This is a genomic window from Chryseobacterium sp. GW823-FHT05E08 (genome assembly GCF_058795655.1).
On the sequence record NZ_JBXAHY010000005.1, the window covers coordinates 216,728 to 231,311 of the forward strand.

General features: G+C 35.0%; 14 protein-coding genes. 2 read left to right on the top strand and 12 right to left on the bottom strand.

Annotated elements, in window-relative coordinates; all coding sequences use genetic code 11:
• Positions 1-25: 25 nt before the first annotated feature.
• Genes AC1Q7L_RS17730 through AC1Q7L_RS17760 form a run of 7 tightly spaced genes read right to left on the bottom strand, consistent with a single transcriptional unit; the run spans position 26 to position 7,661 of the window.
• A complete protein-coding gene (locus AC1Q7L_RS17730; RefSeq protein WP_492307099.1) occupies positions 26-1,054 on the bottom strand; it encodes a hemin-degrading factor in 1,029 nt (342 codons plus the stop codon).
• A 4-nt stretch (positions 1,055-1,058) separates the two neighbouring features.
• Complete coding sequence (locus AC1Q7L_RS17735; protein ID WP_492307098.1) at positions 1,059-1,709, bottom strand: class I SAM-dependent methyltransferase; 651 nt, start codon at positions 1,707-1,709, stop codon at positions 1,059-1,061.
• 2 nt (positions 1,710-1,711) lie between these two features.
• Positions 1,712-2,482 (bottom strand): heme ABC transporter ATP-binding protein, encoded by a 771-nt coding sequence (locus tag AC1Q7L_RS17740; protein WP_492307097.1) that lies wholly within the window; start codon positions 2,480-2,482, stop codon positions 1,712-1,714.
• The gene (locus tag AC1Q7L_RS17745) at positions 2,482-3,522 is read right to left on the bottom strand and encodes a FecCD family ABC transporter permease (protein ID WP_066750645.1); all 1,041 of its coding nucleotides are present in this window, start codon (positions 3,520-3,522) and stop codon (positions 2,482-2,484) included. The genes AC1Q7L_RS17740 and AC1Q7L_RS17745 overlap by 1 nt, the downstream gene beginning before the upstream one ends.
• Positions 3,506-4,384 carry a heme/hemin ABC transporter substrate-binding protein gene (locus AC1Q7L_RS17750; RefSeq protein WP_492307096.1) on the bottom strand — a complete coding sequence of 293 codons (879 nt, stop codon included), beginning with the start codon at positions 4,382-4,384 and terminating at the stop codon, positions 3,506-3,508. Before AC1Q7L_RS17750 ends, AC1Q7L_RS17745 begins: the two co-directional genes overlap by 17 nt.
• A gap of 23 nt (positions 4,385-4,407) precedes the next feature.
• Positions 4,408-5,514 (bottom strand): HmuY family protein, encoded by a 1,107-nt coding sequence (locus tag AC1Q7L_RS17755; RefSeq protein ID WP_492307095.1) that lies wholly within the window; start codon positions 5,512-5,514, stop codon positions 4,408-4,410.
• 11 nt (positions 5,515-5,525) lie between these two features.
• The gene (locus tag AC1Q7L_RS17760) at positions 5,526-7,661 is read right to left on the bottom strand and encodes a TonB-dependent receptor plug domain-containing protein (protein ID WP_492307094.1); all 2,136 of its coding nucleotides are present in this window, start codon (positions 7,659-7,661) and stop codon (positions 5,526-5,528) included.
• Positions 7,662-7,755: 94 nt separating this feature from the next.
• On the opposite strand from AC1Q7L_RS17760, the gene AC1Q7L_RS17765 reads away from it, so the two are divergent.
• On the top strand, positions 7,756-8,556 hold the full coding sequence (locus tag AC1Q7L_RS17765) for a choice-of-anchor J domain-containing protein (protein ID WP_492307093.1): 801 nt from the start codon (positions 7,756-7,758) through the stop codon (positions 8,554-8,556).
• Positions 8,557-8,787: 231 nt separating this feature from the next.
• A complete protein-coding gene (locus tag AC1Q7L_RS17770; protein ID WP_492307092.1) occupies positions 8,788-10,059 on the top strand; it encodes a T9SS type A sorting domain-containing protein in 1,272 nt (423 codons plus the stop codon).
• Between the two features lie 225 nt (positions 10,060-10,284).
• Here AC1Q7L_RS17770 and AC1Q7L_RS17775 read toward each other — a convergent pair whose 3' ends face one another.
• The 5 genes from AC1Q7L_RS17775 to AC1Q7L_RS17795 form a co-directional block, all read right to left on the bottom strand.
• Entirely contained in the window at positions 10,285-10,575 is a 291-nt protein-coding gene (locus AC1Q7L_RS17775) for a putative quinol monooxygenase (RefSeq protein ID WP_410693513.1), read from the bottom strand.
• An 87-nt stretch (positions 10,576-10,662) separates the two neighbouring features.
• Complete coding sequence (locus AC1Q7L_RS17780) at positions 10,663-11,550, bottom strand: sulfite exporter TauE/SafE family protein (protein WP_492307091.1); 888 nt, start codon at positions 11,548-11,550, stop codon at positions 10,663-10,665.
• Position 11,551: 1 nt separating this feature from the next.
• Entirely contained in the window at positions 11,552-12,793 is a 1,242-nt protein-coding gene (locus AC1Q7L_RS17785; protein WP_492307090.1) for a sulfate adenylyltransferase subunit 1, read from the bottom strand.
• 146 nt (positions 12,794-12,939) lie between these two features.
• Positions 12,940-13,848, bottom strand: coding sequence for a sulfate adenylyltransferase subunit CysD (cysD, locus tag AC1Q7L_RS17790; RefSeq protein WP_492307089.1), 909 nt, complete (start codon positions 13,846-13,848; stop codon positions 12,940-12,942).
• A 21-nt stretch (positions 13,849-13,869) separates the two neighbouring features.
• Positions 13,870-14,562 (bottom strand): phosphoadenylyl-sulfate reductase, encoded by a 693-nt coding sequence (locus AC1Q7L_RS17795; protein ID WP_492307088.1) that lies wholly within the window; start codon positions 14,560-14,562, stop codon positions 13,870-13,872.
• Between the last annotated feature and the right edge of the window lie 22 nt (positions 14,563-14,584).

A 14,584-nucleotide genomic window follows, 5' to 3' on the forward strand; every position in this document is an offset into this window, starting at 1 on the left:
ACGGCCTTATAAAATCATCTAATTATTATTTTTCTAATTCTGCTACAAGGTCTTTCCACTCTTGTAACTCAGGAATTCCGGGTTTTCTTTTTCCGAAGAACTGAACGATAAAATCGCCTTCTTTATTGAAGACCTCAATTGCCGTTACTTCACCGTCTTCAGTTGGTTTTTTAACGATCCAAGCTTCTGTAATTTTCGTTACATCAAGGTGTAAATTGAAATCAGGATCCATTACATTGAACCACTGTTGGTGCCAAAGTGTTTTCTTCACTTCTCCCGTGTGGATCTGGATAATTCCTCTGTTTCCAACGAAAATCATGATCGGAAGACCTTTTTCAGAAGCATCTTCAAGAACGTTAACTACTTTAGCTGTGTCGATTTTTTTAGCAAAACCTTCTGGAGCCAATCTCAAAGCCTGCGTTCTGCTTACTCCGAATTTTCTTGTCATCATGAAGAAATCGTGAGTATCTTTTAATTCAGTCCAAGATTTTTGGAAACCTTCAACATCAATTTCAGAATCAGCTTTTTCTTCAGCTTTGGGAGCAACAACTTCAAATTCGAAAGCCTGAGTTTGATCTTCAGCTTTAAATTTTTCAACAATAGCATCGAAAGCTTCTGCGTTGCTGTCTTTTGTCAAATAGATTTTGTGTAAAGCCAATCCGTCTTTTCCGAAGAACTGAAGACTTTTTTTATCACCTTCTACCACTCCGAAAGCGAATTTCCAGTGATTTAAGAAAATTCTTAAATCGATATCTTCTCCTACAAAAAGTTGAGCATGAGGACTGCTGAAATCTCCATTAAGATAAGTCCCTTTTCTCTCATGAACGCACTCGTCGTTACGCGTAAGAGCCATTACTTTTCCTAATTTTTCTGCTTCCGTTAAAATATCTTTAAATTCCGGCTTCAAAACGGTTACGCCTTCGCCAATGTTTGTTGCTAATAATTCAGCTTCGCTTACGCCCAGCTCTACAGCAGCATTTCTTATTCTTAAATGCGGGTTTTCAGCTTTTAGAGCGTCCCATTTTGCTTTTAGATCGTTTACTAATGTGCTCATTATTTTATTTTTTTATGGTTAAAACTGTATAATTTCTTGTTATTGTTTCGTTTCCTGTTTTGCTTTTCACTTCTTCTTCTTTTTCAGAGATTTTCATTCTTTTAAAATGACTTTTTGAGACTGTTTCTTCCATTTCATCCGTATTATACAATGTAAAATTAAATTGTGTGAAAGGCAGTTTCTCCATGAAATCTCTTTGTCCGAAAGTGAGAACAAAAGTTCCTTTATCTTTTAAAACTCTGTAAATTTCATTTAAAAAATCAACAGGTTCTTCCCAAAAATAGACGGTGTTTACGGTAAATATCTTATCGAAAACCTCATCTTCAAAAGGAAGCTTTTTTCCTTCGTACAATATAAAATCGGCCTGATCTTTAAATTCTTTATTTAAAGCTTTAGCTTCATTCTGCATCGTTTCAGAAATATCGATTCCTGTATATTTTAAATTATTGGCAACATTCAAAATACTTTTCAGGTGTCCGGCATTTCCGTGGCCTATTTCAAGAATGTGTTCATCGTCTTCTATTAAAAGCGTTTTGATACTTTCTAATGTCATGCTGATGTTTGTGGCATTCATCATTTCGCCGATCTCTTTACCTTTTTCTCCCTGCGGATTGGCAAGATTTTGAGCCAGAATTTTCAGTTCATCTTTCTCCATGGTTATCCAAAAATGATCATTGGGTTATTTGTAATCGGGTGTTCGCAAATAGTACACGGAAAATTGTATGCTTCACTTATATTTTCAGCAGTGAAAACTTCTTGCGGTGTTCCGTATGCTGCTACCCTTCCAGATTTCATTAATAATATTTTGTCTGCAAACTGAGCCGCAAGATTTAAATCATGCAAAACAACAATCGCAGAATTGGTATTTTTAGTAAAGTTTTTAATGATTTCTAATGCTTTGTATTGATGTTTTACATCTAAATTATTCAAAGGTTCATCAAGAAAAACCAATTTATGAGTGATCTCATTCTCCAACTGCACCATTACTCTCGAAAGATGTACACGCTGTTTCTCACCACCTGACAAAGTATTGTATTCTCTGTCTTTTAGATGAAAAACTTCGGTTTCATGCATTCTGTCGTTGGTAGCGTCTATGTCTTCCTGTCTTGGCTGAGCATCAAAATATGGATATCTTCCCATCATAACGACATCTTTTACCTCAAGGGTAATATCGTTGCTGTTGTGTTGAGAAAATTTCGCCTTATGTTTTGAAAGTTCTCTTACCTCCCAGTCGTTCAGGTTTTTATCTTTAAATACAATTTTTTGTTTTGATTTCACTTCATTCGCCAGAACGCTCAATAAACTTGATTTTCCGGCTCCGTTCGGACCGACAATTGCTAAAAATTCGCCATAATCCAAAGAGACATCAACCCCATCCAAAATATGGAATTCTTTATGTTTATAACTGATTTGATGCGCCTTTATCATTACAATGATTTTTTGAATTTAATTAAAATAGCAATAAAGATAGGTCCTCCAATCAATGAAGTTAAAATACCAATCGGCAATTCTGATGGCGCAACAATACTTCTGCTGAATGTATCGGCAATCAACAGTAAAATACTTCCCAGAACCGCTGACAGTGGTAAAATGAAAACATAATTCGATTTAAATAAAAGCCTTAAAATATAAGGTACAATAAGACCTACAAACCCAATCGTCCCTGAAAACGCAACACATGTTCCCACCATTAAAGAAGTGATAATTACGATCTGCTTTTTCAGTCTTTCTACATTTATTCCTAAATGCTGTGCATCTTTTTCACCTAACATCATTGCATTTAAAGCTTTCCCTTTTGGAAGCAAAATGGTGTAAGAAATAATTAAAACTACAGTTAAAACTATATTTTTAGTCCAAGTTGCTCCTGCGAGACTTCCCATATTCCAAAAGGTAAGATCTCTCAGCTGTTCATCTTTTGAAATATAAATCAGAAATCCGGTAATCGAAAATCCGATCGATGTAATGGCAACACCGCTTAACAACATCATGACAACGTTTGTTTTTCCGGCACTTGTGGAAATCCTGTACACCAACATCATCGCTAATAAAGCTCCCACAAAAGCTGAGATACCTACTAATGAAAATTGTACCATCTCAGGAAGATATTGTTTGAAATGCCCTCCTAAAACAATGGCAATTGCCGCAAGTAACGTTGCTCCGGAAGTTAAACCGATTGCCTCACCGGTCGCCAAAGGATTTTTAAACAATCCCTGCAAAGTTGTCCCCGAAACAGCAAGCATGCTTCCTACCAGGATCGCCATAATAATTCTGGATGCTCTCACGTCCCAGATCACATATTTATCGCTTAATGCTAAGTTTGGATCACCTTTAATGAACTGACTTAAAACCGTAAATGGCGAAACACCATTGAAGTCGTAAACACCAATATAAAGTGCCACAATTGCCAGAATAACCAGCAATAGGGCACTTATAGTAAGATAAAAGTATAGTTTACTTTGTGCTTTCAATTAATAATTTGTTTAATCCAACAGCAGCCTCTCCTAATCTTGGTCCGAAACCTGAAACCAGGCCTCCATCCATAGCAATGATCTTTTTGTTTTTACCAGCGTTTGTTTGAGAAACACCCGGCATTTTCAATGCTCCTTCGTTTCCTCCGGCACCTTGTAGTCCGCTTGAGAAGAAGAATAAAACGTCCGGATTTGCTTTAACAACCGCTTCCGGAGTTAATGGTTTGAAATCTTCGAAATCTTTCACCGCATTTTCACCTCCTGCAAGACCTATCAATGCATCCATTGGAGTTTTTGTACCTGAAACCATCAACATATTTCCTCTTGCGTAGATGAACAATACTTTTGGTTTTTTAGCGATTGGCTGAACTTGTTTTAAATCAGCATCGATTTTATCATTTAATTTTTGATAATCTGTGTTACCGATTGCTTTAGCAACCTCAGCGATTAATTTTTTAGTTCCGTCAACTGTAAATTCTTGTTTAAAAACCTCAGTTTTAATTCCAGAAGACTTGATTTTACCCATTAAATCCGGGTTAATATCTTTATCAGAACCTAAAATTAATGTTGGAGATACCGCCATAATCGGCTCGATCGTCATTGATCTTACGTGGCCTAGATCTTTAGCTGTAGCTTTCAAAGATTCAGGATATGTACTTGTAACGTCTGTTCCTACGATTTCTTTTTCGTGACCCAGAGCGCTTACAATTTCTGTAATTCCTCCGTTTAGAGTAACGATTTTATTATTAGATTTTGGAGTTTCAGAACTTACTTCTGTAGAATTTTCTTTTTTAGCACCTTCTTCTTTTTTGCAAGAATACACTGCAACAAGCACAGAAGCTGCAAGAATGAATTTTTTCATGATATACTATTATTTGATTTATTTTATAAAGGCTTGTATTCGAATTGAGGGAAACCACGCTCACCTGTAGTGCTATTGGTTAATCTTGTAAATCTCAATTTAAAGTAATACCCGTCTGTATCTTTAATAACATAGAAACGATCTCCATATACTTCTAATCCGTTTGTACCAACTGGATTTCTCCAATTTGATCCGATTATTCTCTGATCGTTATAGATAAATTTAGACTGATCGATATTTGAAGCTTTAAAATTATTATAAGCTTCCACGCCTGAACCCGAAGTAACGACTACTTCATATGCTCCAACTCCGCCAACGTTATTGTGAGTTACAAAATCTGCATAAATATAACTTCCCGCACCTGTAATAATGTTAGTAAATACGGTAAAACAGATATCCCATTTCTTTTTTTCAGGCTGAATAAATACTTCTTTATTATTCTTTAAACTCACAAAATTATAATTGTATGTTGCGTTTTTTGCAATAATCAATTCCTTGTGAGTGGTTGCTCCTACTTCTGCATATTTCACTTTGTAACCGTCTCCGTTTCTTACAACCTGAACTTTCATCCAGCCTCTGCTGTCACCACCTGTTGAAACCGAACCTACCGGAACCGCACCTGTGAAAATTTCTTTTCCCATGTTTACCAAATAGATGGCATTTTCAGAATCGACTGCTTTTACATCTTCAATTGCTGTATAATCTGTAGGAAAATTACCTTTAACATTATCAATGTAAACTTCATTTGCAGGATTGAAATTTGCAACCTGAACCTGAGTTTTTAAAGTAGCTACATTAGCTTCTGTAACCTGATCGATATCTGTAGCACTCGGTATTTTTCCTGCAGCAATCATAATTGATGAATTCAAAACTACCTTGAAACTGCTTCCCGAATAAAATGCAAGATCCCAATCTGTTCTTTTCGTTAATTTTTGTACGGGCCCTTTAGTACTCGGATCAATTTCACTTAAATCAATCCAAACCTGATTAGGCTGCGTCGCACCACCTACTGTAGGATCAGCAATAGCTCCCTCAATTGGAGATACTGAAATAGGACTTTCATTATCATTGATACAAGATTGTGAAACAAATGAAGCTCCAACTAAAAGGCAAAATAGTATTTTTTTCATTCTAATTCTTTTTAAAAATTATAATTTAATCGTGCGAAATAACTTCTTCCATAGAAAAGGTTTTGATCATTTGCCGCTGCATTATGTGCACTGCCACTGATCACCGAATTTCTCACAGTTGACACATCAAAAATATTTTTAATCCCTAAGCTCAATTCTAAATGATCTTTGAAGAACGGCTGTGTTACAGTGAAATTCATTGTATTAAAATCTCCTACTTCTCCTAAAATAAATTTCGGAGGAGCAGCAAGATTTGGCGAAACTTCCTGAACATATTGCTTTCTTACCCCTGTATATTTGTAATAAAGAGCAAATAATGTTTTTGTTTGAGCTAAAGTATAGTTTGCTGATAAATTAGCTTCTGTATAAAAATTATAATCATTTGGGGATACAATTTCGCCGGCGTTAAGAACCTGAGAAATTCCCATTACCGAAACTCCTGCATTTAGAGATAATTGATCTTTTTTTGCAGTAATTCCTCCTCCAAACAACAAAGACCTGTATTTATCAATATTTAAATAAGTATATCTAAGCGGGCTGTTGCTGATGATCACTTCATCTATTCTGTCTTTCACATCAAGATACATTCCCGATGCACTGAAATTGAAATTCCAAGAATTTGCCGTTGACGTTTTATAATCCCAGAATACACCTAGAGAATATCCTGTTTCGGGCTTTAAGTTTTCATTTCCTCTAATGTCGTGGTTGTTATCAACAACATAAGTATAAAGTTCCTCGTAAGTTGGAAATCTGTTTGAAGAACCGAAAACAACACGAAGATCAGAATTTGCAGTAGTATTGAATCTTGTTGTTAATGAATAATTGTATTGGCTGTCGAATTTATCACTTAAAGCTAATCTTACTCCCGGACGTAATGAGAACCAGTTATTAACTTTCCATTCTGCCGAAACGAAATTTGCATAATTAAATATTGCTCTGTTTACATTTTCAAGATTTGTATTCCCTGCAAAAACCGAGTTGTTAGCAAAACCACTTGTTCTGTCTAATTCATAACCAACCTGAAAGTTTATTTTATCGCTGTCAAGGAAATTACTGAACATCCCTCTTGAATAAAGCACTTTAGAATCAAAGTAAGTAGATTTGTCTGCTCTGGAAATCTCCTGTCTGTTTGGGACATCATAGATATAATCCTGAGACTTTCTTTCTTGAGTCTGATACGAAAAATCTCCGTTATAGTTGATTCTTGACCCTAATTTTGTCTGAATATTAAACTGATGAATCCATCTGTTTGTAAAGTAATCTTTATCTTTAGAAATATAAGTCCTATTTCCTTCACCTAAAGGCAAATCTTCTACTAATTGATTGTAGAAATTTACTTCTTCGTTCAGATAGTTGACCTTATAATAGAAAGTTGTATTATTTTTAGCGTAACGGATCGCTGCGTTGGCTGTGACTTGATCTTTTGGTAACCATTCATAACCTCTATTTCCGTCGTTTCCTTCTGTGAAATATTTGTAGCCGTTATATTTACCTTTATATCCCTGAAAATCGTTATGATTAATATCTGCTGTGATGGTCCAGTTTTCGGATAATTTATATCCTAAGTTTAATGATTGAACATGGCGCCCATTTCCTTTTTTGAACCAATCGTAATCTTTTCCTATTGTTTCTTCCTGTAAAGAAAGTGTAGCATTGAATTTTTTAGAATAATTTTTCTTGGTAATGATGTTAATAACACCTGCAACAGCGTTATTTCCATATTCTACACCCATTGCACCTTTCACGATCTCGATGCGTTCAATATTATTTACATTGATTTTACTAAGATCTACCTGATTTCCCATTCCTCGATCGTTTACAACCGGAATGTTATCAATAAGTACTTTTGTATAAGCGCCGCTAAGTCCCATGATACTAGCATTGGAATCTCCGCTTCCGCTACTTGGCTCGATTAGTATGTTAAGATTTTGATTTAAAACTTCTGCAGCGTTTGTAACTGCCATGTTTTTAATCTGTTCAGCATCAATTACCTCAACTTTATAAATAGATTTATTAATAGATTGCTGCATGTATTGTCCGGTAATGACAACTTCTTCTATTTTTTTCTGATTAAGAGAATCTTTTTCCTGTGCGCTCATCCAAAAAACAGTGGATAAAGACAGTATAGAAAGCACTTTCTTCTTCATAGATGCAAAATTTTCGACAAATATAGGGCTTTATTTAGAACAATTAAAAATAATTTATTACTTTTGTGGAATAATTCTAAATAAAGATAACGTTATGAAATTAAGACTACTTTTTGGAACTTTAATGCTTACGGCTATGACAGCTAATGCACAAGTAGCTACTATTAATGAGAACTTTGACGGGTTTACTGCAGGAAATACTACTTTTCCTCAAAACGGGTGGACTGCATCTTTAGCTCCAAATCCTTTACCATTTCCTCCAGGACCATTGATGATCGTTACGGCAGGAACTGATAAAGCTGTTCAGGCATATTCTGGAAACAACACAAGTTTACCTTCCTATTTGATCACTCCACAGATTGTTGCTCCAACAGGAAACAAAACTTTAACTTTCGTTGCTGCAAAAGCTACAGGTTCAGGTGGTAACGGAACTCTTGAAGTAGGTTTGGCATCAAGCCCAACAGATATGACAACATTCGTATCTCTAGGAGCGCCAATTTCATTAACAAGCGAAACGTATCAGAATGTATCTGTATCGGTTCCCGCATCTTCTTCTACTTATATTGTTTTTAAATTTACTCCGACGGTTGCGCACACAGCATTGCAAATTGATAACGTAGTTTATAATACAACTACTACTCTAGCTGTTTCGGATGCTGCAAAATCTAAAGAAGAAATTAAATTCGCTGTTAACGCTGAAAACAATGCTTTACAGTTTGTAGCTAAAAAAGATCCTAAAAATGTTCAAATCTATTCTGCTGGAAGTCAAAAAGTTGCTGAAGGTAAATTGAAAGGACAATCATTTGATATCAGCGCTCTTCAAACAGGCGTTTACTATATCATTATTGAAACTGCAGAAGGTTCAGTAGTGAAATCAAAATTTATTAAAAAGTAAGATTTATTAGACTAACTTACATTTAAAATGGCTGATTTATGAATTTCATAGATCAGCTTTTTTTATGAACAAAAATTAAAATACGCTGTTAAAGCTCATTAATAAAGGATTTTTCATATTTAATAATTAGCAAACACGACAAATATCATGTTTTTATTTAGAACAGTTAAAAATAATTTATATAGTTTTGTGGAATCATTCTAAATAATGAAAAATAAACATTAAGATATTATGAAAACAAAACTACTTTTAGCTTCTCTATTTGCTCTTTCTGTTCAACAAACCGTGTTGGCTCAAACAGATGCTAACGGATATACACAGGTAGATCTTTCTATGGGTTCAGGATACCAGAATCGTGTATTCTTTAGTTTACCCGGAAATAATATTGTTTCTCAACCTGCCAATTCATGGGATGTTGCTTTTTACAGAAATTCTGCAATGAATTTCGGAACAAGAATTAATGATGCTAAAGATATTTTGGTATATCAGGCTTCAAACAACCTTGCAGATTGGGATAATATTAATGTTGCTAATGTATCGACTTGGGGTGAGCCACTTTACAACCCTGATCAGACAACAACTATTCAGGAAGGTGCTTTTGAACAAGGCTCTGCTCCATACGGATGGGGACAATACAACGGGGCAAATCACCACATTGAGGGAACAATTATATTTGTTTTAAAATATCCAAATGACACGTACATAAAATTTGCTATTCAGGATTATTTTGGAGGTTATACTTTCAAATATTCTAAATGGAACGGAACAACCTGGGACGCTACTCAAACAAAAACGTTGGCAAATGGAACGGATGATGCTTATTTCAACTATTTCTCATTCACAACAAATGATAAAGTAGCTAATCTTGAGCCTGCAAAAACCGCTTGGGATCTGATGTTTACAAAGTATTACACTTTCTATAACAATATTATGATGTATCCGCTTTCAGGAGTTATCCAAAATCCGAGCATCACAGTTGCAAAAGTACAGCCAGAAACTCAGGCAACATCTACTTTTACGGCTCCGGCTTCTACGGCTTTTTCTGCTAATATTACATCCATCGGTCATTCATGGAAGCCAGTTTCTGGAGTGTTCAGCGATGTAGTTTACTATATTAAAAAAGGAAGCGATTATTACAGAATGTATTTTGTATCGAACGGAGGTCAATCTACTGGTAATATGTATTTTAAATACAAAAATATCACTTCAACTTTGGGAGTTACGGATATGGCTAATAAAAAAGCGTCATTCGGAATCTATCCAAACCCGACAACTGCTGACAAACATGTTACTGTTTTATTCGATGTTAAAGAAAAAGCGAATAATAAAGGTAATGTAGAAGTATACGACCTTTCAGGAAAAAAAGTATACACGGCAGAATTAACGAATCAGACAGGTTTCTACAAACAAGACTTGAATCTTTCTCACCTTACCGCAGGAAATTATCTTGTAAAAATAACTTTCGGAGGAAGCACAGAAACGAAGAAACTGATTGTGAAATAGTGAATTGTCAATTGTCAATAGTGAATTTTTAAACTTGACAAATTAATTTACAATTCATTCTCAAAACTTAAATTTTAATACTTTCTATTTTTTCTAATAAAAGGCTGCCTACAAATTGTAAGCAGCCTTTTAAAATTTTATGACTAAAGTCAGGAGCCAGAAGATGGAGGTTAGAAGTTTTTTCAATCGTTATAAACTTCCCTCATCCTGCTTCAAACTTCCCGCTTATAAAATCTTGCGTCCTCTATATACCTGAGTTGAGCTTTCCAGCATTTTAGAAATATCTTTTCTGAAATCCAAAAGATGATCTTGGCCATTATGACGGTTCAAATGTTCTTCGCTTTCCCATAATTCGACCATTAAAAAAGTTCCTTTATTGTCTTTGTCTTCAACAAGATCATACTGCAGACAACCCTCTTCTTTTCTGGTTTCTCTTACCAAAGTTTGAAATAATTCTACCGCATCCATTAAGTAATTTTCGTTCAACTTAAAAAGCGCAACAACGTGTAAATTCATGTTCTGTTTTTTATGGTGTAAATGTAAAGTATTTTCAAAATTGAAATACATTTTTACCTATTTTATTTTTCCACAATCAACAGTTTTTTAACTGAAAACAGATTTATAAATTGTTATACAACTCATCACAATCACCAAAGTTCCTATTACAATAAACATTTTTTTCACCGGAAGTTTTGCAGTAAGCATCGCTGAAAATGGTGCTGTGATAATTCCGCCGATCAAAAGACCTAAAATAATATTCCAATGTTGAATTCCTAATGTAAAAAAGAAAGTGACTGCTGCGGTTATGGTTAAAATAAATTTAGCAACTGTGGAACTTCCCACGGCAAACCTTGGCGTAAACGCATTTTTAATTAAAGTTCCGGTAACCAGAGGCCCCCAACCTCCACCGGCAAAAGAATCGATAAAACCTCCGATTAATCCTAATCTTGTTAAGTTGGTTTTTCTTTTTAAAGCTTTATTTTGTTTAGGTTTAAAAGCATTTGACAAGATTTGAATTCCGAGGTATAAAGTATAAAAAGCGATAACCGTTTTTGTAATTTTTGAATAATATTCACCAACATAGGTTAGACTTAAAGCTCCGATTACAGCTCCGATAATCGCGGGAATGGCTAATTTTTTAACCAAACTTACACTTATATTCTTCAATTTAAAATGACTAATACTTCCCGCGGCCGTTGTAAAACTTTCGGCAGAATGAATACTTGCACTCACAATATGCGGCGGAATATTCAGAAATAAAAGCGTTGTCGTACAAATCACGCCATATCCCATTCCCATTGATCCGGCAACAATTTCAGCCAAAACACCCACCAAAAGCATCCAGTAAAAAATATGATTATCCTTTTCTAAAACGGTCAGAAGTTCATCAAGATAACCCATTTCGTACATAGAAAAAACGGCAATAGCTACTATTACAGCGGTTATCAACAGGACATTTAACCTGATCTGAACTTTCCTAGAAATTACCATATTATAAGATCATTACTGCTCCAACCGTTGAATTACTCGTTTCGTCGATCAAAACAGCATTTCCGGTATCTCGACTATCTTCAAAGCTATCAAAAACCAATGGGGAAGCTGTTTTCAAACGAACTTTTACGACTTCGTTAAGCTTAATACTTTCGTTAATCGGTGTTTTTTCAAGTGTATTGACATCAATTTTATATTCAATTTCTTTGATGATCGCTTTTAAAACTTTGCTTTTATGTTGAATGAAATATTTATTTCCTTCATTCAGTTCTTTTTTATCGAGCCAGCAGACAACAGCTTCTATTTCATTTTCAACTTTCGGAAGATCATTAGTTTTGACTAAAAAATCTCCCCGACTGATATCAATATCATCTTCAACATGCAAAACGGCAGGCTGATTGGTGAAAACAGATTCCACTTCTTTTCCGCCTGTTTCAATTTTTGATATTTTGGTTTGAATATTTTGTGGGAGAACCGTAATATCATCCCCTTTTTTATACACTCCCGAAATCACTTCACCCGCATAACCTCTGTAGTCATGCAACTCTTCAGTCTGAGGACGAATAACATATTGCACCTGAAATCTCGGTTTTTGAACTTCTTTATCTTGATTAATTTCAACATTTTCAAGGAAATCAAGAAGTGTTAATCCTTTATACCAACTCGTTTTATCAGATTTTTCAACAATATTATCTCCGTTAAAAGCTGAAATCGGGAAATAATTCACATTCGGCAACCCTAATTTCTGAGCAACCAATTGATATTGAGCTTTAATATCATTAAAAATTTCCTCGGAATAATCAACCAGATCCATTTTATTGATCGCAACTACCACATTTTTAATCTTTAATAATGAAGCAATGATTGAATGTCTTCTCGTTTGCTCAATTACACCTTGTCTTGCATCAATCAAAATCACGATCAATTGTGAATTGGAAGCTCCCGTAATCATATTTCTGGTATACTGAATATGTCCCGGCGCATCTGCAATAATGAATTTCCTTTTTGGAGTCGAAAAATATCGGTAAGCAACGTCAATCGTTATTCCCTGCTCTCTTTCGGCTCTTAAACCGTCTGTAAGAATCGCGAGATCAATTCCGTCCTCATTTTTATTTTTTGATTGTTTTTCCAACGCTTCGAGTTGGTCGATCAATATATTTTTACTGTCGTACAAAAGTCTTCCGATCAACGTACTTTTTCCGTCGTCTACACTTCCTGCTGTGATGAATCTTAATATGTCCACATTTGTTATATTAGTAATGAGTAATTGGTAATGAGTAATTTTTAAAATCGCTCATTCCTTTTATATTTTGTAATCATTATTGTAAGCTTTGAGTAAAATTATACCGACTTGTTTGTCATTACTTATTACTCATTGCCCATTACTTATTAAAAGTATCCTCCTTTTTTTCTGTCTTCCATCGCGGCTTCCGTCACTTTATCATCGATTCTCGTTTCGCCACGTTCGGAAATTTTGGAAGCCGTAATTTCTTTAACAACCTCATCTAAAGTCTCGGCTGAACTTTCAACCGCTGCAGTACAGGTCATATCGCCAACGGTTCTGTAACGAACTCTTTTATTGACAATTGTATCATTTTCATCAATTTGAATGAAATCGGAAACTGCAATTAACTGTCCATCAAACTCAATCACATCTCTGTCATGTGCAAAATAGATCGGTGGAAGTTGGATATTTTCTTTTTTGATATAATTCCAAACATCAAGTTCCGTCCAATTGGAAATCGGGAAAACACGAACATTTTCACCTTTATTGATTCTTCCGTTGTAGATATTCCATAATTCGGGACGCTGTAATTTTGGATCCCATTGTCCAAACTCATCACGAACAGAGAAAAAACGTTCTTTCGCTCTGGCTTTTTCTTCATCTCTTCTCGCCCCTCCGATGCAAGCATCAAACTGAAACTCTTCGATCGTATCTAATAAAGTATAAGTTTGCAGCCAATTTCTGGAAGCAAATTTTCCTTTAGGCTCGGTTAAATTCTTTGCCTTAATGGTATCTTCAACCTTTCTTACAACTAATTCTGCTCCGATATTTTCTGCTAAATAATCTCTGAATTGCAGGGCTTCCGGAAAATTATGTCCCGTATCAATATGAACCAACGGAAACGGAATCTTCATCGGAGCAAAAGCTTTTTTCGCCAAATGAACCAATGTAATAGAATCTTTTCCGCCACTGAAAAGTAAAGTCGGTTTTTCAAACTGGGCAGCAATTTCCCGCATAATATAAATACTTTCGGCTTCCAGCTGTTCCAGATAATCTAATGTATGTTTACTCATTTTTACTACTTAAAATTTAAATTAATGCGTATGCAAACCGCATTCTTTATGTGAACTTTCCCACCACCATCGTCCGGCACGCGGATTTTCTCCTTCTTCAATCGCTCTTGTGCAAGGTTGGCATCCAACACTGATGAATCCTTTTTTATGTAAAGACAATTCCTGAATTTTATGTTGATCTAAATAATCTATAACTTCCTGATATGACCAATGAATCAAAGGATTGTATTTGTATAATTTTCTATCTTCATCCCACTCGATGATCGGCATATTTTCACGATTTTCAGATTGTTCTGAACGAAGACCTGTAATCCATACTTTTGCACCTTCCAATGCTCGATTCAAAGGTTTTACCTTTCGGATAAAACAACATTCTTTTCTGTTTTCAACGGAATGATAAAAAGCATTGATCCCTTTTTCATTAACATATTTTTCTACATCAGAAGATTCAGGAAAATAAACTTCCGTTTTCGTCTTGTATCTTGAATTATTTTTTGAAAGTAAATCGTAATGTTCGTAGAAAAGTCTTCCTGTATCCAATGTGAAAACTTTGATCGGTAATTTTTGACTAAAAATTATATCCGTAATGACCTGATCTTCCTGACCAAGCGATGTTGAGAAAACAACCTCATCTGAGAATTTTTCTGAAATAAATTTCAATCCATCCTCTACTGAAAGCTGTTTTAGTGTATCTGCATCTTCTGTTGAAATCATATTTATTCATTTGAAGTCATGC

Excerpts from the sequence above, each read along its gene's own strand:
- AC1Q7L_RS17760 (WP_492307094.1), bottom strand. The coding sequence starts at position 7,661 with ATGAAGAAGAAAGTGCTTTCTATACTGTCTTTATCCACTGTTTTTTGG.
- AC1Q7L_RS17750 (WP_492307096.1), bottom strand. The coding sequence starts at position 4,384 with ATGAAAAAATTCATTCTTGCAGCTTCTGTGCTTGTTGCAGTGTATTCT.
- AC1Q7L_RS17770 (WP_492307092.1), top strand. The coding sequence starts at position 8,788 with ATGAAAACAAAACTACTTTTAGCTTCTCTATTTGCTCTTTCTGTTCAA.
- cysD (WP_492307089.1), bottom strand. The coding sequence starts at position 13,848 with ATGAGTAAACATACATTAGATTATCTGGAACAGCTGGAAGCCGAAAGT.
- AC1Q7L_RS17735 (WP_492307098.1), bottom strand. The coding sequence starts at position 1,709 with ATGGAGAAAGATGAACTGAAAATTCTGGCTCAAAATCTTGCCAATCCG.
- AC1Q7L_RS17730 (WP_492307099.1), bottom strand. The coding sequence starts at position 1,054 with ATGAGCACATTAGTAAACGATCTAAAAGCAAAATGGGACGCTCTAAAA.
- AC1Q7L_RS17775 (WP_410693513.1), bottom strand. The coding sequence starts at position 10,575 with ATGAATTTACACGTTGTTGCGCTTTTTAAGTTGAACGAAAATTACTTA.
- AC1Q7L_RS17765 (WP_492307093.1), top strand. The coding sequence starts at position 7,756 with ATGAAATTAAGACTACTTTTTGGAACTTTAATGCTTACGGCTATGACA.
- AC1Q7L_RS17795 (WP_492307088.1), bottom strand. The coding sequence starts at position 14,562 with ATGATTTCAACAGAAGATGCAGATACACTAAAACAGCTTTCAGTAGAG.
- AC1Q7L_RS17755 (WP_492307095.1), bottom strand. The coding sequence starts at position 5,514 with ATGAAAAAAATACTATTTTGCCTTTTAGTTGGAGCTTCATTTGTTTCA.
- AC1Q7L_RS17780 (WP_492307091.1), bottom strand. The coding sequence starts at position 11,550 with ATGGTAATTTCTAGGAAAGTTCAGATCAGGTTAAATGTCCTGTTGATA.
- AC1Q7L_RS17740 (WP_492307097.1), bottom strand. The coding sequence starts at position 2,482 with ATGATAAAGGCGCATCAAATCAGTTATAAACATAAAGAATTCCATATT.